The 23,025-nt window shown below is 54.4% G+C and carries 19 protein-coding genes; 5 read left to right on the top strand and 14 right to left on the bottom strand.

What is annotated here, in order from left to right:
- Positions 1 to 135: 135 nt before the first annotated feature.
- From ACP7A4_RS05040 to ACP7A4_RS05025, 4 genes are all read right to left on the bottom strand, one after another.
- A complete protein-coding gene (locus ACP7A4_RS05040) occupies positions 136 to 2,490 on the bottom strand; it encodes an autotransporter outer membrane beta-barrel domain-containing protein (protein ID WP_426245799.1) in 2,355 nt (784 codons plus the stop codon).
- A gap of 327 nt (positions 2,491 to 2,817) precedes the next feature.
- Positions 2,818 to 4,854: a hypothetical protein gene (locus ACP7A4_RS05035; RefSeq protein ID WP_203302697.1), complete on the bottom strand. Its 2,037-nt coding sequence runs from the start codon at positions 4,852 to 4,854 to the stop codon at positions 2,818 to 2,820.
- Positions 4,855 to 5,151: 297 nt separating this feature from the next.
- Entirely contained in the window at positions 5,152 to 7,092 is a 1,941-nt protein-coding gene (locus ACP7A4_RS05030) for a hypothetical protein (RefSeq protein WP_203302696.1), read from the bottom strand.
- Between the two features lie 290 nt (positions 7,093 to 7,382).
- Positions 7,383 to 8,345, bottom strand: coding sequence for a zinc-binding dehydrogenase (locus ACP7A4_RS05025; protein ID WP_203302695.1), 963 nt, complete (start codon positions 8,343 to 8,345; stop codon positions 7,383 to 7,385).
- 139 nt (positions 8,346 to 8,484) lie between these two features.
- Between ACP7A4_RS05025 and ACP7A4_RS05020 the strand changes: the two genes are divergently transcribed.
- Positions 8,485 to 10,566 carry a carboxy terminal-processing peptidase gene (locus ACP7A4_RS05020; protein ID WP_165599943.1) on the top strand — a complete coding sequence of 694 codons (2,082 nt, stop codon included), beginning with the start codon at positions 8,485 to 8,487 and terminating at the stop codon, positions 10,564 to 10,566.
- Between the two features lie 113 nt (positions 10,567 to 10,679).
- On the opposite strand, the gene ACP7A4_RS05015 is transcribed toward ACP7A4_RS05020, so the two are convergent.
- The 4 genes from ACP7A4_RS05015 to ACP7A4_RS05000 form a co-directional block, all read right to left on the bottom strand.
- Positions 10,680 to 11,135 carry a sel1 repeat family protein gene (locus ACP7A4_RS05015; protein ID WP_059764276.1) on the bottom strand — a complete coding sequence of 152 codons (456 nt, stop codon included), beginning with the start codon at positions 11,133 to 11,135 and terminating at the stop codon, positions 10,680 to 10,682.
- Entirely contained in the window at positions 11,136 to 11,504 is a 369-nt protein-coding gene (locus ACP7A4_RS05010; protein ID WP_048365238.1) for a hypothetical protein, read from the bottom strand.
- Positions 11,501 to 11,839 (bottom strand): helix-turn-helix domain-containing protein, encoded by a 339-nt coding sequence (locus ACP7A4_RS05005; protein ID WP_059764278.1) that lies wholly within the window; start codon positions 11,837 to 11,839, stop codon positions 11,501 to 11,503. The genes ACP7A4_RS05010 and ACP7A4_RS05005 overlap by 4 nt, the downstream gene beginning before the upstream one ends.
- 416 nt (positions 11,840 to 12,255) lie before the next feature.
- Positions 12,256 to 12,993 carry an FKBP-type peptidyl-prolyl cis-trans isomerase gene (locus tag ACP7A4_RS05000; protein ID WP_048365236.1) on the bottom strand — a complete coding sequence of 246 codons (738 nt, stop codon included), beginning with the start codon at positions 12,991 to 12,993 and terminating at the stop codon, positions 12,256 to 12,258.
- A 267-nt stretch (positions 12,994 to 13,260) separates the two neighbouring features.
- Here ACP7A4_RS05000 and ACP7A4_RS04995 point away from each other — a divergent pair, with 267 nt between their 5' ends.
- Both ACP7A4_RS04995 and ACP7A4_RS04990 read left to right on the top strand, forming a co-directional pair.
- A complete protein-coding gene (locus ACP7A4_RS04995; protein ID WP_426245905.1) occupies positions 13,261 to 15,075 on the top strand; it encodes a di-heme-cytochrome C peroxidase in 1,815 nt (604 codons plus the stop codon).
- 46 nt (positions 15,076 to 15,121) lie between these two features.
- A complete protein-coding gene (locus ACP7A4_RS04990; RefSeq protein WP_426245795.1) occupies positions 15,122 to 16,258 on the top strand; it encodes a catalase family protein in 1,137 nt (378 codons plus the stop codon).
- Positions 16,259 to 16,375: 117 nt separating this feature from the next.
- Here ACP7A4_RS04990 and cysB read toward each other — a convergent pair whose 3' ends face one another.
- From cysB to ACP7A4_RS04970, 4 genes are all read right to left on the bottom strand, one after another.
- Complete coding sequence (cysB, locus tag ACP7A4_RS04985) at positions 16,376 to 17,350, bottom strand: HTH-type transcriptional regulator CysB (protein ID WP_048365233.1); 975 nt, start codon at positions 17,348 to 17,350, stop codon at positions 16,376 to 16,378.
- Between the two features lie 113 nt (positions 17,351 to 17,463).
- Complete coding sequence (locus ACP7A4_RS04980) at positions 17,464 to 17,964, bottom strand: universal stress protein (RefSeq protein ID WP_048398855.1); 501 nt, start codon at positions 17,962 to 17,964, stop codon at positions 17,464 to 17,466.
- 83 nt (positions 17,965 to 18,047) lie between these two features.
- Positions 18,048 to 18,965: a 5'-nucleotidase gene (locus tag ACP7A4_RS04975; protein WP_203302691.1), complete on the bottom strand. Its 918-nt coding sequence runs from the start codon at positions 18,963 to 18,965 to the stop codon at positions 18,048 to 18,050.
- Between the two features lie 39 nt (positions 18,966 to 19,004).
- On the bottom strand, positions 19,005 to 19,391 hold the full coding sequence (locus ACP7A4_RS04970; RefSeq protein WP_059764284.1) for a thioredoxin family protein: 387 nt from the start codon (positions 19,389 to 19,391) through the stop codon (positions 19,005 to 19,007).
- Here ACP7A4_RS04970 and ACP7A4_RS04965 point away from each other — a divergent pair.
- Both ACP7A4_RS04965 and ACP7A4_RS04960 read left to right on the top strand, forming a co-directional pair.
- Positions 19,390 to 19,836, top strand: coding sequence for a PilZ domain-containing protein (locus ACP7A4_RS04965; RefSeq protein ID WP_059764286.1), 447 nt, complete (start codon positions 19,390 to 19,392; stop codon positions 19,834 to 19,836). The two genes, ACP7A4_RS04970 and ACP7A4_RS04965, sit on opposite strands and share 2 nt — an antisense overlap.
- Positions 19,837 to 19,967: 131 nt before the next feature.
- A complete protein-coding gene (locus ACP7A4_RS04960) occupies positions 19,968 to 21,044 on the top strand; it encodes a 3-deoxy-7-phosphoheptulonate synthase (RefSeq protein ID WP_059764364.1) in 1,077 nt (358 codons plus the stop codon).
- Positions 21,045 to 21,088: 44 nt separating this feature from the next.
- Here ACP7A4_RS04960 and ppk2 read toward each other — a convergent pair whose 3' ends face one another.
- Positions 21,089 to 22,258 carry a polyphosphate kinase 2 gene (gene ppk2 / locus ACP7A4_RS04955; protein WP_420877429.1) on the bottom strand — a complete coding sequence of 390 codons (1,170 nt, stop codon included), beginning with the start codon at positions 22,256 to 22,258 and terminating at the stop codon, positions 21,089 to 21,091.
- A 173-nt stretch (positions 22,259 to 22,431) separates the two neighbouring features.
- Entirely contained in the window at positions 22,432 to 22,938 is a 507-nt protein-coding gene (locus ACP7A4_RS04950; protein ID WP_426245790.1) for a macro domain-containing protein, read from the bottom strand.
- Positions 22,939 to 23,025: the final 87 nt, after the last annotated feature.

Raw genomic sequence — 23,025 nt, 5'->3', positions numbered from 1 at the left:
TATTAAACATGTCCCACCTCACCTCCCCCCATAAAAAAACCTCAATCTCCACAGACAGGGAGATTGAGGTTATTAAGGAGATACCCGTGATGCGCACGTGTTCTCAAACAGCCATTAAGCTAAGCCGAGCACTGATTACCAGCTGTAGCGCAACCCGACATTAGCCCCCCATGGCTGTTCGATATTTTTACCGTTGCCATAATCAAAGTCGGCATGCACTTGCAGGTTGCTCGTAACTGACACTGCCAAACCCGCCCCGAACTCGGCGCGTGAACCCGACAGGTCATTGTTGAACACGTTGTTATTCACCTGAACTTCATTGTTTTTGGCGAACTCATGAACCATGGCTGCCCGAATATAAGGCTGAACTATGGCCCCATTTTTTAATGCCACGTTACGCCCTGCGGTCATACCCGCTTTGCCCAATAATGAACGTGTACGATCACCTTCAGCTTCCATCCCGTTATCCAGATCGTAGTCCTTGGCCTGAATCACAACACCCGCAACTTGGGCAAAGGGTTCGATGAAATAACCATCATCCAGCTTGATGTGCCGACCGAATTCAGCAGATGCCCCCAGACCTACGTTGTCGTAGCTGCCCTTGGCGCGGACGCCATCACTCATGGAAACTTTGGCCTCGTTGTTAAAACGGTTGAACTTGAGCACAGCATCGACGTAATAGCCGCTGCTTTGATCAAGCCAGGTGGTGTAGGCACCTACGTAGTAGCTTTTTACTGTGCCCGAAGTACCACGACTCAAGTCCAGGTCCGATTTGCTGGTCCCCCCCAACACCCCGACCAACCACTGCCCATCACCGATTGGCAGGGGAGCATCGGCGCCCAACGAGAAACCGTACTGAGTTTGTTTGTAAGCCAGGCCTGTGCTTTCAGAGACATTGAACTTATTACCGTACGAACGCATCCAGAAACCTGACTGGCCACCATCGAAACGCAACTCCCCCATACGACTGCGTAACGAACTCAGCTCACCGTACCAAACAGTCGGTGCCGTGTTGAACAGAGCCAACACCGAACTTGTGCTAGGGCTGATTTTTTTGTTAGCCCCTAAATACCACTCTGTGCCGCCAGCGCCATCAGACTTTGATTCAAGCGCATAGGAGTACGTGCCCTGATCAACGCGGGGTGCCGCATTGGCCAGCCCAAACGTTGCATCACCAGACGCAATATGCACCAACGTCAGGTTGGCCGGGTCGGTCACTGGATCAGCCCCTGTGGCAGTGACCAGCAGGCTATGGCTGCCGGTGGCATGTCCTGTCACATTGAGCTTGTCGCCCAGGTTTTGTGCCATATCCACGTCCATGACAAATGTGCCTTGGCCAGAAAGATGCTCAGCATTTAACTGGTAAAAAGTGCCGGGGGTACTTGAACCGAAATCGACCGTACCGTCGTGCAAGTCCAGCGTACCCACGCGGTTGTCACCCTTCATGTTCCAACGCGAAGCGTTGTTGATGGCAACACTCTCAATATTGTCCACATTGCCGGTAAATACGGAGGCCTTGTCCAAAGTAATACACGCTGTACTTCCCGCCTCGGCAATGACATCGCCCGTCAGGAAGCCATGAGTGAAATCAAGATTGCCCGTGCTTTCCCCGGACATTTTGATATTGCCCTCAAGATGACTTTCTAAAACATTCACGTTGGCCGTGGCGCCCCCTGTGACATCCAACAAGAGGTTATTGCCCGCTAGTAGTGTCGAGCCGTTAATAATATCCAGGTTGACGTCAGGGATTTTACGCCCAGCCCCATCCACAAGAATCGCAGAACCGGTAACACCTTGAACAGATGTACCGTCTAAAACTATATTGCCTTCCTTGGGGTTAGTAGATCCGTTTCTAAACACCCTGATGCCATTGTCTGCGCCAATAATTTTGCTATTTTTGGCTGTCACATCCGCACTAAACAGAATGAGTCCAGCGCTGCCTTCGCCTGTCGCTTCAACATGCGAGTTAGTGAAATTAAGTGTGCTATGCCCTGACGCTTGGGCACCGGCTGTAGTGCCAATAATCGTACTGTCAGACACATTAAATGTAGACCCGGTGGACGCCCCCAAATTCTGCATCGCCTTAAGTCCAATACCGTCACTAATAACCGTACTGCCTGCTGATATTGTTGCCTCACTCTGGTGCAATTCAATACCTACACCACTGCCCACAGTACCCGTTACCGTAGCGCCGCTGAGCGTTAATACTGAACCGTTTAATCCAAAAATTTCTGCGGTATTACCTTTATTAATGTTCAGGTTGGAGGCATTTGAACTCACCTGATCAGCCGTTCCTCCTTCAATATTAAGTGTGGCCCCTGTGCGCAGCGTATAGTCCGTTTTAGGATGAGCGGAACTTATAGTAATCGTGGTTCCATTTTCAATGAGTACAGCGCCCGCAGAGGGGCTCGCCACAACAAAAGCACCCAACAGAAGAGCATGTGGCATACTTTCTGAGGAAAACCATCGTGACATTCGTATAACGCGCATACAAATACTCCGTGAGTATAAAGCTGTGAAGGTTAACCGCCCCCAAACCCTTAATAGTTCAGGTCAGCTACCAGGCGCTAGATTACTGACAAACCTCCTAGTGCAATGTAGTAAAAGCCCTTCTTATACGTAGGAAAACACCTACATGTCACCCTCTCCCTCTACAAAAAAAAGGCCACATATTTTGAGATGATTAATAGATGAGCTCTTCAGGAACAAAAAAGTCATAACATGGCACTAACCCGACACCACAAAAGCTGCCAAACGCCCTTATTATAAAAGAGGGCACAATGCCCTCTTTTATAATCACCTCACCTGTTTCACCCCCTAAGGAAAGACAATACACCCGCCGCCAGGACGCGTAGACGAGGCATAAATAGTTGCTTCCCCTGGAATAGGACTACCTCCTGCTGGCGTACCGGTGTAACTCACTTTCACCGCCCCCTTAGAGCCAACGACCTCAATGTGATCTAGATAAGGTTTCACCTGAATTTCAAAACCGTTGGCCGCCTCATCCCTGGTCAGGACTTTATTTAACAGCTCCCACTTTCCTGACGTGACAGGCAGAGTTGCTGCTCTATCGGTATACGGCTGCCAGGTAATACTGACCGTGTCACCGGCCTTTAGAAGCGTAGAATTACCCGGGATTTTAACCCTGACATAATAATCACCGCCGCCATCACTGATATAAGATTTGCAGCTCAGTGACGCAACAGGCGGTGTGGCACTAGACATTACTTTGTCAGGGAATTGAGGTTCACCTAACAGAATAGGTAGCGCGCCGATTACATCAACACTTTGATTGGCTGACTGCTGTGAATTTGAGCCTCCCCCCCCCGCGATGAGTCTAATTTTGTAGTACACGGGTATCGATGAACTGCCAGGCTCCTTTTCAATCTCACTCCATGGAATATTAAAAGTAACTACATCGCCCTCATTGTTTGCTGCCGTAATATCATAGAGCGCCACAGGGTCAGTAAGACTGCCCCAGAAAAGCTCCAAGCGCTGACCCACTTCAGGTGAACTGTAGAGGGGAAGGAAAGCCCGTGCATCCAACCCTTTGTCCGAAGCAAGTAACTTGTTATCTTGCGGGGCGACCCCTCCGCCCTGAACCCTCACAAGATTAAGCAACGGGTTAATGGGCCCAGGTTCATTAGGGTTAGTCGGCCCCGGCACCCAAAGATTCACATTCACCGTGGTCTGCAAAGACTCCACTTGTGCGCTGCCTCTAATGATGCGGTACTCCACAGTCGCGGGTACGTCACCTATACTGTCCGCGCCATAAGCAAGTTTTAACAGTGAATAGGGCACATCAATAATTATCGGATTACCGGGAAATGTACCCACCGTGAAGGGGGCACGCTCATGACCGGCCCAATTGACAATAATCTCATCCGAAGGATCCCAATTGGTGTAGAGCGGGATAGTAATACTGACCCCCACTTGAGCATCTGCAATATCGACGAGTGTATTGTTATCTTCTGCGAGTGGAACGCCCGGCGCTGGAAGTGGGGCAACCGGCAAAGGTTTGATAGCAAGATAGGATTTTTTCTTTTTAGAGTCTTTCCCTATATTCCCGATTCTATCAATCAATCGATACGTCACAAAAAGAGGGCCGTCTGGAATTCTTCTAATTCGCGAACCGGGGATATTAACTACGCGAGGATCAATAAATATATCCCCGGTAAAAACCGGTATAGCGGCCGGATCAGGAACATTACCCTCGATAAAAACTTCAACAATGTCACCGGCTTTGGGCTGATCATAGGCCGGGATTGTGACGGCCAGTACATCACCATGATTATCCAGATAGTCCTGTGTTACATCCCCATTTTCAGCTTCAGGTTCTGTAAACGACAGTGCATCCGGTTCGCGCCCATAATGGGGGGCGATTTTGTCTACCGTAATAGTTTGTGCAACTGAATACCCCCCCTCCGCTAGCTCATTCAGAACCCAATATCGAAAACTATAAGTTGCGTGATCCTCAAAATTAAATTTTGCAATAGTAATTTGCACATCGGGGTCTGTGTCCTCATTCGGACCTGGCTGGGGAACAGTCAAAATGGTTTCATAGTTTGCCGCTTCAATGCGCTTCCACTCAATAACAATTTTATCTTCACCACCGGCTTCTGCACCGTTCGTCCAGGCAGGTATACCTATGACCAGATCTGTTTCTTGTTTGTTTAATGGTAAATACCCATCTAAACTAGGATCCTCAGGCCAAAAAACGTAGTCGGGCAAAACAGCCTCTGGGAGAGTGGCTCCATCAGCACGGTTCGTGCCTAGAGCCTGTCGATTTCTAAGCCACTTTGCATAATGCTCCCGCGCTTGCTGGGAGGTCACCTTATTCTGACTTTCTTTCATTTCATCGATCTCCATGTCACCGGATGATTACTGCATTGGGTGTAAACAATAGGATGGGTGCAACACTCGCCTAAACAACAATTTCATAAACTGCTTAATCACCTCCCCTCTTCTAAAATGAAGAGCCCCCTGCGACGCGCGCTTCAAACATGTCGCCCATTCGAATTCTGACAGCCCACAGCGTTACATCCGCGCACGCCCCCCTTTGAAGACTCGTACTTATTAAATAAATTATGGCCTGTTAATTTGCTGCCTTAGACACTGACGGAGTGTTGAGCACTTCCGGGTACAGGTTGTCTATCTATTTACTGGTGGCTCGCAAGGATCACCTCCAGGAACCACCCTTGTGATTTTCACAAAGTCTGCACGTGCCTCTCCAAAACGACCATCTTTCTTGGTAAGTGTGTAATACACCCGTCCTGAACCCTCTACGATCGGTTTTATATGAGGTTCATAGGGCGCTACCGTGACATCTGCATACCCTTGAGTTACATGAACCCTCTGCACAGAAAGTACAATTTCCTTGTCAGTTCCTGCGATAGGGTCCGTACCATTAAAATTACTGCATCCTTGCCAAAATACTCGCAGCTCATCACCATATTCAAAATAACCTCCCGTGAAAACAATTCTGACCCGAATACCATCCCAGGGTTTCTCTAGGCTGGAGCAATTGATATAGCCCCATTTGTCAGCACCGGGAAATTCAGGCATCGATAAATCATCAATGGTTTCAACTTGTACGCTGACCAATGTGTTAGACGCGTGCTGCTGGTTCACGCCATTGCTCGTGGAGTAGTACACCGGTAACGCCAGGTTGTTAGGTTCTGAATCGATAAGGGTCCAGGGAATGTCTGTAAAAAAAATCTCCTGCCCTGCACTGTCACCCGTCTTGATCGTATACGTACCAGCAACAGTGGCCCAAGTACCCCAATAAAGCACCAGCGTTTGTCCAACCACTGGGTTTTGATAAAGAAGCAGACTCGCCTTCACGGGGAAATCTTTATCGGTGGCTTTAAGTACGTTAGGAACCCCGGATTTACCCCTCACCACAACGTGATTCAGCAAAGGGTTTACCAAAGCTGGCGCGCCCGGGTGGTCCTGTCCGGCCACGGTAAAATTAATGTTTACAGATAGGCTGGGGGACAGTTTTGAACTTGAGCCACGTACCAATTTATAACCGACCTGTACGCTACGAGGCCCCAGTCCATTAGCAACCATGACACTCCACGGTACGAATACAGCCAAAGGAAAGTTAGCCACTACCGCTGACAGTGCAATGCCATCCCACTCAAACGCAATCAAATCCCCAGGCTGAGTGTCGACGATCCAGTCTATATGTGCGTATACGCCTGAGCGCGCATCCGCCCGATGAATCAGCGAATCGTCTTCAAACAGGGGAACTGTAGGAGGAGGAAGAATGCTTGGCCAAGGCGTCAGCGCTACCACGGCACTGACTTCTTTAGAGACGTTCAGCGTTTCATTGCCCGCACGATCCCTCAACTTATAGCCCGCGTAAAAAGTCCCATTCTTCTGGGCCGCCCGGATGACATCGCCTGTCAAATAAACCCTAACGTCATTCGCGTCGATATCCGCTTGAGAGACAGTGTACTCAGCCACCGGTAGCCCGATCGCTGGATTAGAGTCAAACCAATATAAAGACACTACATCACGCTCATGAGCCCCCGTATAAAGAGGCAATGGAAGTGAGTATTCAACTTTATCGTCATGCGTGTCTAAATAAGCATCGGTGATCACACCCATCAAATCGCCAGGGGGTATCAGGGCGCCTGCTTGCTTATCGTAACTAGGCGCTTGAGTATCAACCGTCAGTTTTTTCTCAACCGACGTATCGGTCACGCCAGTCCCCGAGTTGGTGACGGTGTACCACAGGTCATACCCGCCATCCTGTTGCAATAAAGATTTGTCATACACTAATTTATAAGGAAACAACGCGGGATCAATATCCCCTAACAAAACAACAGTGCCTGCGCAATAACTCTCATCGGCGGGGTCCATTTTCTCTGGCGCCCAATACCATTTAATAATGTCATACTCTGGCGCTTCTGCCGGGTTGATCCACAGGGTATCGACGTAAGCGTGAAGGTCTTTCGTATCCGAACCACTTGGGAGTAAACCCTCAGGATCGGCAGGGTCTATAACATCAGGCACTCGAAGTTGAATTAACGGTATGCGATGTTCATTCAGATTATTGGCTGACGACTTATTTTTTTGATTCATGTTTTGCCTACATACAGTTAACACGCATGATGACAACGTAGGCCTACCGGCCATTCCCAAGAGCAACCTAGAACTCGCACCGTTTCGTTTAATGATCCGCGAGCACAGTGCTACTGCACTCTTATTGCCATGCACTGTCTACTGTCAGAAATGACAGGTCACCTGCTAAACATCGGGGGTTACTTAGAAGCAACGAGAGGAATGAGGCTAAGCACATCCCGTGGTGCTAGAGAGGCGCAGCCAATACGCCCCTCTCTTTACATCACAGGCCGCTATATACCAAGAGGCGATTAAACAAGTGTTTTATCAATCAATAACACTAACTTGCCTGACACGTTATTGTCCGCCAGCTCATTAAACGCGGCTTCTGCCTGCTCTACCGGGAAGGTCTTGGCCAGTTGCGGGCTCAAGCGACCCTCTGTAAACAAGGGCCACACGTGTTGGTTCAACTCACTTAACAGTTGCGCCTTGAACTGATCATCGCGGCTGCGTAACGTCGAACCCAGCAATTGCACCCGCTTGGCCAGCACTTGGGCCAAATCCAGTTGCGCATTGCGCCCACCCATCAGGCCAATCAGCACCCAACGGCCATCCAGATTCAGCAGCTTAAGGTTGTTGGCAGCGTAATTGGCGCCCACCGGATCGAGGATGACATCGAAGGGGCCAAATGCGCCCAGCGCATCAATCCCCTCGGTGCGTACTACCCCACCCTGAGCGCCCAAGGATTGGCAATATGCCAGTCGCTCCTCAGACCCCACACTCACCCAGCACGGGCTGCCAAACGCTTTGCACAGCTGAATAGCCGCTGATCCAACACCACTTGCCCCAGCGTGCAACAGCACTTTTTCACCGGGGCGCAGGCCCGCGAGCTGGAACAGGTTCAGCCACGCGGTGCTGTAGACCTCTGGCACAGCTGCCGCTTCAACCAGAGACAAACCTTCTGGCACCGCCAGCGCATGGCGCGCATCCACGACTACTTCTTCAGCCATGCCGCCCCCGGCCAGCAACGCGCATACGCGGTCGCCGACCTGCCATGACGAGCCAGGTCCTACTTGGCTGACGATCCCGGAGCACTCAAGCCCCAACACTTGGCTCGCCCCCGGTGGTGGCGGATACAGCCCCGCACGTTGTAAAAGGTCGGCACGATTAAGCCCCGCTGCCGCCACACGAATCCGAATTTGTCCTGCATCACAGGTAGGACTTGGCTCTTCTAGCCACTTCACCTGACCTTCAACGCCTTGCAATGCTTTCACAGTGCCTCCATAGTGAGTCTGGACTGAGCCCGGCGCTGAAGCACCGGGCTTTTTGCATTATGCGACCGGTCCTTGATGGAACCGGCGACTTCAAAGACGGCCTAATATGCGTTATCAATTGCCCCCGCGTCGAATCAGCATGAAGCATTTATTCCCTAGCACCGCACTCGCCCTATTCATTGGCCTCGGCGTTTTGCCGCTGTCGGCCAATACATTCGCCGCTAACAGTTGGGATAACCTTCAGCCCGATCGTGATGAGGTAATTGCCAGTCTTAACGTTGTTGAGCTGCTCAAACGCCATCATTACAGCAAGCCGCCACTGGATGACGCGCGTTCCGCGATCATTTATGACAGCTACCTGAAGCTGCTCGATCCTTCGCGCAGTTATTTCCTGGCCAGTGATATAGCCGAATTCGACAAATGGAAAACCCAATTTGACGATTTCCTCAAAAGCGGCGACCTCAACCCTGGCTTCACGATCTACAAGCGCTATCTGGACCGTGTCAAATCGCGTCTGGACTTTGCCCTTGCCGAACTGAACAAGGGCGTCGATTCGTTCGACTTCAACGCAAAAGAAGCGCTGGAGATCGACCGCAAGGACGCACCGTGGCTCAAAACCGAAGCCGAACTCAATGACCTGTGGCGCAAACGCATCAAGGACGAAGTCCTGCGCCTGAAAATTGCTGGCAAAGAGCCTGCAAAAATTCAGGAACTGCTGACCAAGCGCTACAAGAATCAACTCTCGCGCCTCGATCAGACGCGCAGCGAAGACATCTTCCAGGCGTATATCAATACCTTCGCCATGTCTTACGACCCGCACACCAACTATCTGTCACCCGATAACGCGGAAAACTTCGACATCAACATGAGCCTGTCGCTGGAAGGCATCGGCGCCGTGTTGCAAAGCGATAACGATCAGGTGAAGGTCGTGCGTCTGGTGCCGGCAGGCCCTGCCGACAAGACCAAGCAAGTGGCTCCGGCGGACAAAATCGTCGGAGTTGCCCAAGGCGACAAAGAGATGGTCGACGTGATCGGCTGGCGCCTGGACGAAGTGGTCAAGCTGATTCGCGGCCCTAAAGGCTCTGTGGTGCGCCTGGAAGTGATTCCGGCCAGCAACGCGCCAAATGACCAGACCAGCAAAATCGTGTCCATCACCCGTGAAGCCGTGAAGCTTGAAGAGCAAGCGGCGAAAAAGTCGATTCTCAACCTGAAACAGGATGGCAAAGACTACAAACTGGGCGTGATTGAAATCCCGGCGTTCTATCTGGACTTCAAAGCATTCCGTGCCGGTGATCCGAACTACAAGAGCACCACTCGCGACGTTAAAAAACTGCTGACCGAATTGCAGAAAGAAAAAGTCGACGGTGTGATCATCGACTTGCGCAACAACGGTGGCGGTTCGTTGCAGGAAGCGACAGAACTGACCAGCCTGTTTATCGACAAAGGCCCAACCGTGCTGGTGCGTAATGCCGACGGCAAAGTCGATGTCCTTGAAGATGAAAACCCTGGCGCGTTCTACAAAGGCCCGATGGCACTGTTGGTTAACCGTTTGTCAGCCTCGGCTTCTGAAATTTTTGCCGGTGCCATGCAGGACTATCACCGCGCACTGATCATCGGCGGTCAGACCTTCGGCAAAGGAACAGTGCAAACCATTCAGCCGCTCAATCACGGCGAACTGAAACTGACCCTGGCCAAGTTCTACCGGGTTTCCGGCCAGAGCACCCAGCACCAGGGCGTCCTGCCTGACGTCGCCTTCCCGTCGATCATCGACACCAAGGAAATCGGCGAAAGCGCACTGCCTGAAGCCATGCCGTGGGACACCATCCGCCCGGCCATCAAACCTGCTTCTGACCCGTTCAAGCCATTCATTGCTCAGCTCAAGGCTGATCATGATGCGCGCACGGCCAAAGATGCCGAGTTCATCTTTATCCGTGACAAGCTGGCGTTGGCCGAAAAGCTGATGAGCGAGAAGACCGTCAGCCTCAATGAAGCTGAGCGCCGCGCGCAACATGCAGACATTGAAGCCAAGCAACTGGCGATGGAAAACGCCCGTCGCAAGGCCAAAGGTGAAGCGCCACTCAAAGAAATGAAGAAAGAAGACGAAGACGCCCTGCCGGTAGAACCTGAAAAGACTAAACCGGAAGATGACGCCTACCTGAGTGAAACCGGGCGGATTCTGTTGGACTACCTCAAGCTTAATGGTCAGGTGGCCAAACGCTAAAACAGAACCCGTCGCGTCGCTAAGCGCCTTAGCGACTACACCGGCGTTCACTCAATGTAAAAAGGGCGGGTCGCATTATGCGATCCGCCCTTTTTATTGGCCACTGAGCTGACTTAATTCGCGTCGCGTTGGTAGCGCCGTGCCAGATCGGGATCCGGCATCAACCCTGGGCCGCCCTGCTGATATAACTCCACCAGCTTGATGGACGCCAGCGGATGACCCGCCTTGGCGGCCATTGTCCACCAGCGAACCGCTTCAGCAGCATCCGGGGCTTTATTCACGCTGCCCGCCAGGCTGAAAGCGCCCACTTGATACGCTGCTTTGCCATCGCCCGCCAGACCTGCCAGTCGCAACAAGCGCACACCCTCCTGCTTGGCGCCCAGCCCTTGCCCGCGAAAGGCCAGAATGTGCCCATAGAAGCTTTGAGCATCGGTATCGCCCAAGTTCGCCATGCGCGCGAATTGACCCTCCATCCAGCGCCACAGCCGTGGCTGGCGTACACACCACGGCCAGTGGAACAACTTGCGCGCCACCCAGTAGCTTAAGCGCGCCTTAAGACGCCACACCACTCAAGCCTCCTCGTGTTCATAAGCGTACTCAAAAACGCGGACCACCTCGGAGGCGTGCCATGAAGCCGCTGCAATACCATCAGGCGGCCCGCTAAAACGTCCTAGCCGCTCAACACATTCAAAAAAACCAGTGCGCGGCAAGCGGCTGGCTCCCTGGCTGATCACCAGCGAGCTGCGCAGCGGCTGTTCCGATTTGGCGTCCAGGGCCGCCAAATGCTCAAGCGCAGCGGTCAGGGTCAACATGGCTGGACTGGGCAGTTGCAAACGCTCCAGCAACGCGCGATAGGTCAGCAAGTGGCGCTGTCGACGCGCCTGGTCAAGCTCAGTCAGTAAACCTTCCCAATGTTGACGACTGATGCGTACGCTCATGACGCGTCCCTCCACCCGGCAATGCCAAGTTCCCAACCCAGGCTGCGACTGATGGCGCTGTCGGGCTTTCGCTCTCCGGTTTCAATCATGCTCAGGTAAGACGGGCTGATGCCTACCGTACGGGCCAACGCTTCAAGCGCCAGCCCCTTGGCTTCGCGCAGAGTGCGCAATTGATCAAGCCCTGGTAGCACCTGCTCGGTGGAGGGCGCCGGTATTGGTTCAACAGGGGCCGACGGCTGATTAAGACCCGCCGCTGTGAGGAGTGCCTGATAGCTTTCCCATGACAAAACCGCGTACTCGGGCTCACCATTGCGCTTGATAATTTGAAGATCCATTACTAAACCCCGTCAGACTTTTAAGTAAATCGAGTCGGAACTTTCCTTAGAAGCTTAATCCTAACAGCGGATAAGGTCTCTGGGGTTTTTGATCTTGCGTAGGAAAAAATCATTGAGTGAGGATAAACAGCCCGAAGAATGACAAATGTTATCCACACAAATTGTGGATAACCTTGTGAACAGAGCTGATTTTCATCGCTGAAAGCCCCGCACCATAAGGGCTGCGCTCAGATCGGGCGTTTTTTACACACATAAAAAAACCCATAAATTCATTGACTTGGCAGTCAGCAACCACTAGCGACAGAGGATTACGGGTGAAGTAATAGTCTGCATCGGGTTCATCAGGCGCGTAGGAATAGAACTACAGAAACGAAAACGCCCCGTCGAGACGGGGCGTTACGTGAAGCCAGAACCGCTTATTTGCTGGCAGGGGCTGCCGGTGCAGTTTCTTGCTCAGCTTTGGCCGGGTCTTTGATGGCCAACAGTTCCAGATCGAATACCAACACCGAGTTCGCCGGGATGGCCGGGCTTGGGCTTTGTGCGCCGTAAGCCAGTTCGCTAGGAATGTACAACTTGTACTTCTCGCCGACGTGCATCAGTTGCAAGCCTTCAACCCAACCCGGGATCACGCCGCTCACTGGCAAATCAATCGGGCTGCCGCGTTCAACGGAGCTGTCGAACACCTTGCCGTCAATCAGCTTGCCTTCGTAGTGAACGGTCACCACGTCTGTGGCCTTAGGCTGAGGGCCGTCGGCTTTTTTGATCACTTCATACTGCAAGCCAGAAGCTGTGGTGGTCACACCGGCTTTCTTGGCATTTTCTTCGAGGAATTTTTTACCCGCAGATGACGCTTCTTCGCTCATCTTGGTCAGGCGCTCTTCTGCACGCTTTTGCAGGGCAGAAAAAGCTTCGATCAGCTCGTCATCCTTAAGCTTTTGCTCTTTTTTACCCACGGCATCTTCGATGCCCAAAGCAACGGCTTTGGAGTCCAGATCATCCATGCCCTCTTGAGCCAGGCTCTTGCCCATGTTCAGGCCAATGCCATAAGAAGCTTTTTGCGCCGGAGTTTTCAGCTCTACGCTGGTCTGCGAATCACAACCCGCCAGTACCAGGCTTACCAGAGCCACAGCTGCCGCCAACCGATGCTGTTTCATGCTATTTCCTTGTTCATGCGCCAAATGGGCAATCGAATAAAGCCGCGAGCTTATCAGGCGGCCGCGACCAATGGCTACCGGCATGAGAGCGGTAAATGGCGCAGAAGTTCACGCTTAAAACACAATTCATATTCAGCGTAACTTTTGCTAACACATCTGGGCACCTGTCAAGCCTGGCCTGGATTATTCAGAGGGAACTTATGGCCACTTGATGACAGACATGAGCTAAGGCATAAGAGTGTGAAAAATCTTATAAGGAGCATGACTGTGCGTCTGTTTTACCGTGTTTTGCTGGTACTGCTGGCGGCCCTGGGAGGGTTGCTTGGCCTGATTGTGTATTTCACTGCCAACCCCAAATTACCGACCTATAAAGCGCCGCAACAACTGCATTACCTTGATCAATGGAGCCAGGCCGACCGCCAGACCTACTACTACACGCCCCAAGGCACGCAAGTGAAAGGCTTGCGCTATAACTGGTTCAGCGCGCTGGAGCTGCCGTTTTCCAAGCAACCGTTTGCAGCCCCTGAGTACTTGGCGCGCTTCGGGTTTCTGGTGGAGCCGCAACAAAAAGCCAGCGTCGCCAACCCTGGCAATTTGCCCGTAGGCTTTACTCGTCACACCAACCCGGGCAGCGACGTCCAGTATCTGGACATCACCTGCGCGGCCTGCCACACCGGTGAACTGCATTACAACGGCCAGGCGCTGCGCATTGATGGCGCTCCGGCGCAACACGTCCTGCCTTCAAGCGTACCCACCTTGCGCGGCGGCAGTTTTGGGCAAGCACTGGTCGCCAGCCTGGCAGCCACCTACTACAACCCGTGGAAATTTGAGCGCTTCGCACGCACCGTGTTGGGTGACGACTATGAGGCGCAGCACACTCAACTGCGCAGCGAGTTCAAAGCCTCACTGGACAACTTCCTCGCGGTGGCCTGGAACGACACCCATCGCGGCCTGTACCCCACACAGGAAGGCCCCGGCCGTACGGATGCTTTCGGGCGCATTGCCAACGCAAGCTTTGGTGACGCTATTTCCCCGGACAACTACCGCATCGCGAACGCGCCAGTCGATTACCCGCATCTGTGGGATATGTGGACATTCGACTGGGTGCAATGGAACGCCTCGGCCAAACAGCCTATGGCGCGCAACATCGGCGAAGCACTGGGCGTAGGTGCAACGCTGAACTTCTTCGACAGCCACGGCCAGCCGCTGCAAGGTGACGCTCGCTATCCGTCGAGCGTGCGCGTGCATGACTTGCATGTGATCGAACAAACCCTGCAAAAGCTCAAACCACCGGCGTGGCCTGAAGCGCTTTTTGGTCAGGTAGATCGCCCTCTGGCGGCCAAAGGCCGTGCCCTGTTTGCTGAAAATTGTGCGGGGTGCCACGTCCCGCAGGTCAAGGATGAAAATGGCCGCGGGGTACAACAACTCAAGGTCATCCCGCTTGAGTTCATCGGGACGGACCCCAATACCGCCAACAACATCGCCGATAACCGCTATGACGTCAGCGCCCTGCAATGGGACCCGACCGAGTTGGCCAAAATGAACGTGACGCTGTTTCCCGAGACCGACGAACCGTTGGACTTGCACGCATTGTCCGTGGCCAAAGGGCTGGCCTACATCACCGCGTTTGTTGAAAAGCATGCGTACGGCGTAGCGGGGATCAGCGCGCAAGAGCAAGACCGCCTCAATGGTTTTGGCCTGCCGATTGCGGTACAGGAAGTGCGCGCGTACAAAGCCCGGCCTCTGGATGGCATATGGGCCACGGCGCCGTATTTGCACAACGGATCGGTGCCAACCCTCTATCAACTGCTGTCACCTCAGTCCGAACGGGACCCGACCTTTTATCGCGGTACGTTTGAATACGACCCGCGCCACCTGGGGTATCGCACCACCGCATTTGAGGGCGGGTTTGTGCTCGACACCCGTATCAGCGGCAACCACAACAGCGGCCACGAGTTCCGCCCCGGGCCACGCGGCAATGGCGTCATCGGGCGTCTGCTGCAACCTGAGGAACGTTGGGCGCTGCTGGAGTATTTGAAAGTCTTGGGCAGCCCGCTCGAACAACAATTGCCCACACCATGAGGTGCCCTCTTACACGCACCGCCTCTTTGGCTAAAAGGATATTTACATGCTGACTAAACTTTGGCTTCGCCTCGGCACGTGGCTGGGCACGTTGATTGTGATGTTGATCGCGCTGGGTCTGATCGGCTGGGCAATGGCCACCGGCTGGTACGCGTGGCAACACCGAGGCCCGGTGTCTACCCAGGAAGAAATCCCGGCGGGTGAAGCCGCGATGACTCAAGACACGATCCAGACCGCGATCAAAATCGTGGATCAACACCGTGAAAACACCCGCTACCTGCGCGATGCCCATGCCAAGGCCCACGGCTGCGTCAAAGCCGAGGTTCAGGTGCTGACAGATCTTGAGCCGGCGTTGCGCCAAGGGGTGTTTGCCGAACCAGGCAAAACCTGGCAAGCGGTAATGCGCCTGTCCAATGGCAATGCGTATCCACAGTTCGACAGCATTCGTGATGCGCGGGGCATGGCGATCAAGCTGCAAGCAGTACCCGGCACTCAACTGATGCCGAGCCAGCAAGGTCGCAACGAACAGGATTTTGTGATGTTCAACCATCCCAACTTCTTTGTCAGCGATGTGGCCGAGTACCGGCAAAACATTGGCGCACAGGCCGACGGCAAAAAAGTCATGGCGTTTTTTCCTTCATGGAACCCGAAGGAATGGCAAGTTCGCCACCTGTTCATTGCCCTGGCCACACTGGCACCGGCTCCGGCCAGCCCGACTCAAACCACCTACTTTTCGGTATCGCCTTACAAATTTGGCAGCGTGAACGCCAAGTACCGCGTAGCGCCCGATCCTGACAGTTGCCCAGCCTATGCCCTGCCCGAGCAAAACCAGGCCTTGCCTAATTTTTTGCGCAGCGCACTGACCCGGCAACTGTCGACCGACCGTGTACCTGCGTGTTTCGTGCTGCAAATTCAGCGTCAGAACGCCAACCGATTCATGCCTATCGAAGACACCAGTATCGAATGGCGTGAATCGGATGCACCGTTTGAAACGGTGGCGCGTGTGACCGTGCCAGCGCAAGACTTTGACACCCCGAGCCAAAACCTGGCCTGTGACAACCTGTCGTTCAGCCCGTGGCATGGCATCGAGGCGCACCGGCCGATTGGTGGTATCAATCGCCTGCGCAAGGCGGTCTATGACTCAATCAGTGAATACCGCCATACACGCAACGCACAGCAATAACCCTCTAGACCGGGGGTTCAGGATAAGTGCGACCTGAACCCTTGCCTCTGACCAACTGCCTCTGCAAGGTTGCACAGTTCACCCGCAGCCTTGCAGAGCGCGTGTAGCTCCAAGCACTTAATGCACGGGCAATTCAACCCCTTCAAATAGGTCCTCAAGCTCTTGCTTGTTATGGCACTGGATGGCTTTAGCCATGACTTCGCGGGTCAGGTGGGGGGCAAACTTTTCGATAAAGTCGCACATAAACCCGCGCAGGAAAGTACCGCGACGGAAGCCAATTTTGGTGATGCTGGACTCAAACAGTTCGCTGGCGTCCAGTACTACCAAGTCTTTATCAAGCTGGGTATCAACGGCCATCTTGGCCACGATGCCCACACCCAGACCCAGGCGCACATAGGTCTTGATCACGTCGGCGTCGGCGGCAGTGAATACCACTTTGGGCGTGAGGCCGCGATGGCTGAATGCTTCATCAAGTTTGGAGCGGCCGGTGAAGCCGAACACGTAGGTCACGATCGGGTATTCAGCCAGCGCTTCGAGGGTCAGCTTTGGCAATTTGGTCAACGGATGACCTTGCGGCACCACCACGCAGCGGTTCCAGCGGTAGCACGGCATCATCACCAGATCGCCGAACAACTCCAGAGCCTCGGTGGCAATTGCAAAATCAACCGTGCCATCAGCGGCCATCTCTGCAATTTGCATCGGCGAACCCTGATGCATGTGCAGCGAAACATCCGGGTATTGTTTGATGAAATTGCTGATAACAGGGGGCAAAGCGTAACGCGCCTGGGTGTGCGTCGTGGCAATCGACAGCGTGCCCTTTTTCTCGTTAGAAAACTCTTGGGCGATTTGCTTGATGCTTTCAACCTTGCGCAAAATTTCGCCGGCCGTGGTGATGATGCGTTCACCGGCCGGTGTGACGCGGGTCAGGTGTTTGCCGCTACGGGCAAAAACCTCGACGCCCAACTCGTCTTCAAGCAGGCGAATCTGTTTGCTGATACCCGGCTGTGAGGTGTAAAGGCTCTGCGCAGTGGCGGAAACGTTGAGGTCGTGGTGCGCCACTTCCCAGATGTAGCGCAATTGTTGAAGCTTCATATGCATCCCTCAAAGCAAATAGACGCCAAGGGTATCGGCGGCGGTATATAACTATATGGAAGGTAAGAAGAATAAATCTAGAACTTTTTTATCGTTTTAGCGGCGCCCACCCTTTATGCATCAGTGCGACGTCGACGCTGAAGAAGCGGCACCAGGTAGACCGGCATTTGAGCCAACTCGATCACCCGCGCGGCTGTACGCCCCAAATGCGTAATGCCCCCGGCAGGCTGGCCATGACTGCCCAGCACCAGCAGGTCAACCGACAAGCTCTGCGACTGCTGTAAAATCACCTGCGCTGGCTCGCCTTGTATCACCTTGACCGAGCGAATCAGGTCAAGCTCTTGCTCGCCTTCGCCCAACTCTTCGCGAAGGCTGTCCAGTACGCGTGATTCGATGTTCGAGAGCATGGTGCTCATGCCCAATTGGTGCAGGTCATTGAACGCCTGCTCATCGAGGTAACTTTGCAACACTGATTCTGCAAACAATCCCATCGGTTCAACCGCGTGTACGACATACAAGTCAGCGCCGAATGTGCGTGCCATGCCCAAGGCGTGCTGCATCACCACCGGCGCATAAATACCGAGGTCAGTGGCAAACAGTATCGAGCGAATCATGCGACCTCCCCGACTGCCTGAATGGCCGAGATGGATTGAGCTTAGCAGCGCCATGGCAAGTGCGATGGCTAACATCGCTGCACTCAGTCGGCGGGCAAATCACGCAATGGGTTGCTGATGCCGTGGGGCACGTGACCGGTGGCAACGACTTGGCGCGCCCTTTCGCAATGCCCCGCCTGATCATCGAAAAAGACATCGGCGGCAAAGGCCTCCAGAAACGCCGACTTGTCCAGCCCGCCCAAAAACAATGACTCATCCAGCCGGATATCCCAATCGCGCAAGGTGCGAATCACCCGCTCATGCGCGGGCGCTGAGCGCGCTGTGACCAACGCTGTACGAATCGGGCAAGCATCGTCAGGGAATTCACGCTGCAACAGGTTGAGCGCCTCAAGAAAGCCTTTGAACGGCCCGCCCCTTAAAGGGCTGCGCGCGGACTCACGTTCCAGCACCTGAAACGCCTCAATGCCGCCCGCCTGATAGACGCGCTCAGCCTCATCGGAAAACAGCACCGCGTCACCGTCGAAGGCTATTCGCAGCTCATTGCTTTGTGCACGCCGCGTGCCCCCGGCCAAAATCGTCGCAGCGGCGAACCCTGCATCCAGCGCACTGCGGACATCATCCGCGTGGGTGGACAGGAACAGGTCACAGCCAAAGGCGTTGAGATAAGGGTGCGGGTTACGCCCACCCGAAAAGGCGGCGCGCGAAATGGCCAACTCGTAGTGCTGAATCGAATTGAATACGCGTAAACCGGTATCGGCACTGTTGCGCGACACCAGCACCACTTCGACGCGATCACGGCCCAGGCTTGCATTGAAGCTCAACAGTTTTTTGACCAGAGGGAATGCCTCCCCCGGCTCCAGCACTTCATCTTCATGCTCGATCTGATATTGGCGATAGGCTTCAATGCCTTGGGTCAGGTACACCTGATGGCTTTCGCTCAAGTCAAACAGTGCGCGCGACGAAATGGCCAATACCAACTTGCCCTTCAAGCCTTTACTCATGCCGCCTCCGCCAGTTTTCAGGATTGATCAACCACCGCTTCAAGGCAGTTCATCAGGTTTACTCATCAAGGCGAGGCGAATGTGGTGTGCCAGCTCGCCTTCACTCAAGCGCGACTTCAACTCGCCATAAAACTCGCCGTCGCGCACCACCAACAGCGTGGGCAGATGAAAAATTTCGTAGCGGGCCACCAACCCGCCGTTTTCACCGGCATCGATCCAGCACAGGCGATCGAGGGGCAACGTCATGCTCGGCAACAGGCGCCGCGCGGTCCGGCAACTCGAACACCCGGCGCTGGTAAACACCACCAGCGATGTACCCGGCAAATTCAAAAGGTGCTGGTCCGCATCAAAGTCAGTCAGTTCCATTTCAATCACTATACTGAGGAAAACAATATCAAAGTGCTGGCACTTGGAGTGTGCGTTCATGGGTCGTTTTCTACCTCACCCAGATGATATTCCCGCTGAGATAACGCCCCGTAAACACCCTGCCCTTTCCCGCCGCAAGCTGCACTCTATCAGCCTGGGCGGCGTCGCATGCAACAGTGATCGAGGCTGGAAGCGGGGCGCGGCGGTCGACATGCATATGCCTACGCTGGGCAACGACGCCCACTACGCGGGCTATATCGCCTGGTGTGAAAAACGGGCGCCTGGCTATCGCGTCGGTATTGCCTTCACTGATCCCCAAACCTTGTTTGGCGCGCGCATGGGTGAACAGGTCTGCCAGATCGAACACTATTACCGGCTGCAACAGCAACAAAACCCGCCTCAGGACAACATCGAAGCCCTGGCCCTGGAATGGATCAGCCTGAACGCGGTGGAATTCTCTCAAGCCACGCTGGACAGAGCACTGGCGCAGTCAGCGCTGGATTAAACCTGCGTGTGCCCATTGTCGGATAACCGCTTAACGCGTTAAGGTTCGGCTCCCCGTTGCGCTCAATCATGCTGTGCTCCGCCGCACGGGGATCGCTGGCGGCCGGCACCCGTGACCTGACGAGTAACACGATGGCTGATTTACCGATCGACGACCTAAACGTTGCCTCCAACGAAACCCTGATCACACCTGAACAGCTCAAGCGCGAGATGCCTCTGCGTGAAACCGCGTTGCAGACCGTGACCAAAGGCCGTGAGGTGATTCGCAACATCCTGGATGGCACAGACCATCGCCTGTTCGTTGTCATCGGGCCTTGCTCGATCCACGACATCAAGGCTGCCCATGAGTACGCCGAGCGTCTCAAGGCACTGGCCGCTGAAGTCAGCGACACGCTGTACCTGGTGATGCGCGTGTATTTCGAAAAGCCACGGACCACGGTGGGCTGGAAAGGCCTGATCAACGACCCGTACCTGGATGACTCGTTCAAGATCGAGGACGGCCTGCACATTGGCCGCAAGCTGCTGCTGGACCTGGCCGAAATGGGCCTGCCGACGGCAACTGAGGCCCTGGACCCGATCTCCCCGCAATACCTGCAAGACCTGATCAGCTGGTCCGCCATTGGCGCGCGTACCACTGAGTCGCAAACGCACCGTGAAATGGCTTCAGGCCTGTCTTCGGCGGTTGGCTTCAAGAACGGCACCGATGGCGGCCTGACCGTTGCGATCAACGCCTTGCAGTCGGTCTCCAGCCCGCATCGTTTCCTGGGCATTAACCAGGAAGGCGGCGTGTCGATTGTGACCACCAAAGGCAACGCCTATGGCCACGTCGTGCTGCGCGGCGGCAATGGCAAGCCCAACTATGACTCGGTCAGCGTCGCCGTGTGCGAGCAAGCGCTGAACAAAGCCAAGATTCGCCCCAACATCATGGTCGACTGTAGCCACGCCAACTCCAACAAAGACCCGGCACTGCAGCCGCTGGTCATGGAAAACGTTGCAAACCAGATCGTCGAAGGCAATCAGTCCATCATCGGTTTGATGGTTGAAAGCCACCTGAACTGGGGTTGCCAGGCGATTCCTAAAAACCTTGAAGATTTGCAGTACGGCGTGTCGATCACCGATGCCTGTATCGACTGGGCCAGCACTGAAAGCACCTTGCGCAGCATGCATGCCAAGCTCAAGGATGTACTGCCAAAGCGCGCTCGCGCCTGATCAAGCCCTCCTGCGGCCTGTTGTAGACGCGAGCACGCTCGCGCCTACAACGGGATGGTGGCCCTGCGCTCGCCCCGCTCATACACCACGTTAGCGCGGCCAACGATCAGCGGATCCAGCGCGCCAATACCCTTCAAATCCTTGTCGGCATACGGCAACTTGTGCAGCACATAGCGCATGGCGCTCAGACGCGCGCGTTTCTTGCAGTTGGACTTGATCACCGTCCACGGCGCATCGGCAGTGTCGGTGTACGAGAACATCCCCTCTTTGGCCTTGGTGTAATCGTCCCACTTGTCCAGTGACGCCAGATCGATCGGGCTGAGTTTCCAATGTTTGAGCGGGTGCTTCTCGCGCTCCTTAAAGCGTCGGCGTTGCTCTTCACGGCTGACCGAGAACCAAAACTTGATCAGATGAACGTTGCTACGCGCCAACATGCGTTCGAAGTCAGGCGCCTGACGCATGAACTCCAGGTATTCATCATCCGTGCAAAACCCCATCACCCGCTCGACCCCGGCACGGTTGTACCAACTGCGGTCAAACATGACGATTTCACCGGCCGTGGGCAGGTGCTGCACATAACGCTGGAAATACCATTGTCCGCGTTCGACTTCGCTGGGTTTCTCCAGGGCCACAATCCGTGCGCCCCGTGGGTTGAGGTGTTCCATGAAACGCTTGATCGAGCCGCCCTTGCCTGCCGCGTCGCGACCCTCAAACAGAATGACCACCTTCTGGCCTGTCTCTTTCACCCACGCCTGTAACTTAAGCAACTCCACTTGCAGGCGGTATTTTTCGCGCTCGTAGTTGCGGCGCGACATCAGATTTTTGTACGGGTAATTACCTTTGCGCCAGTCCGGCGCCAATTGATCGTCAGGGTGCAGGGGGCGCTGATGAAACACCGATTCGCTTTCCTGGCTGAGTAACGCATTGCGCAGCACAACCGCATCGTCGGGGGACAGCCCCGTCATCAACGTGCCCAAGGTCTTGATCAGTGCTTGCGTATCGCCTTGAGGGATCTGCTGCAAGATGTCCTTTACGGCAGCGCTGGTGGCCGCCTGACGCGATTGGACTCTGTCATCAACGACATAGCGCTCAAGTTGAGCGGCTTTTTGCGTGGGAGCAACATCCCCTGCTTTAACGCGTCGCGTGCGCGGTGTACGTCCGGCAGTTTTTGCAGCGGGTTTTACCGTGTCAGTGCGCGTGACCCTATCGGTCATGAGATTTCCTTAAAAGAACTGCGGATGGTTCAAATAAATACAGCATCACCTCAGGCACACCTTAGACACAGATCAAAAAATGGCTGATCAAACCGTTGCGCACACAAAAACCCCGCGAGAGAGAGGCTCTCGCGGGGGTAATGCAGCCACTTATCCAATCCAAAAATAGGGGGTCAGGTTAAGCGCTCATCGGCTTTGAGGCCCTTGCGAAAAACCTCGTACACAATCACCTGACTGTCGAGCTCACCGAGGTGCTTCTCCACCAACGGTTTGACATCACTCCACTCCAGGCCGCCAACCCCGGTGGCCAAGCGCGGCAGGGCTACGCTGTGGATCCTTTCACTGCGGATGTATTCAGCCAGCTCGCGCAACGCGTGACCCACGTTCTTCAAGGTCGCCTTGCCCGGTTTGGCCGCATGGCCTGCGTGCAGGGAATCCTGGGTGATCAGGTTAACAATGCTGCGCACCGAGCCCTGTTCGTCTACACCGGACCAGCACCAGATTTCACCCGGGTTCGGTGCTTTGCTATGAGCGGCGTGTCGATAATCGGCAACCAAAGACGGCCAGCGCTCACGCAAGGCCAGGGCCAAACCGGTATCGAACGGGTCCTTGGGTGCAATACCGTGAGCAATCACCTTCGCGTCACTCAGCAAAATGTCACCTTCGACTTCACGGATCATATGCGATGCCTCTCCTTACAGTGATTAACCCGAGTTCAGCGGCCAGTCGACAACCTCCCCCGCTTGCTAACAGCCTAAGCGAGGGGT

Source organism: Pseudomonas sp. TWR3-1-1 (genome assembly GCF_049896545.1).
Classification (GTDB): Bacteria; Pseudomonadota; Gammaproteobacteria; order Pseudomonadales; family Pseudomonadaceae; genus Aquipseudomonas; species Aquipseudomonas weihenstephanensis.
The sequence above is the reverse complement of the archived record's forward strand: the minus strand, read 5'-3'. Positions and strand labels throughout refer to the sequence as shown.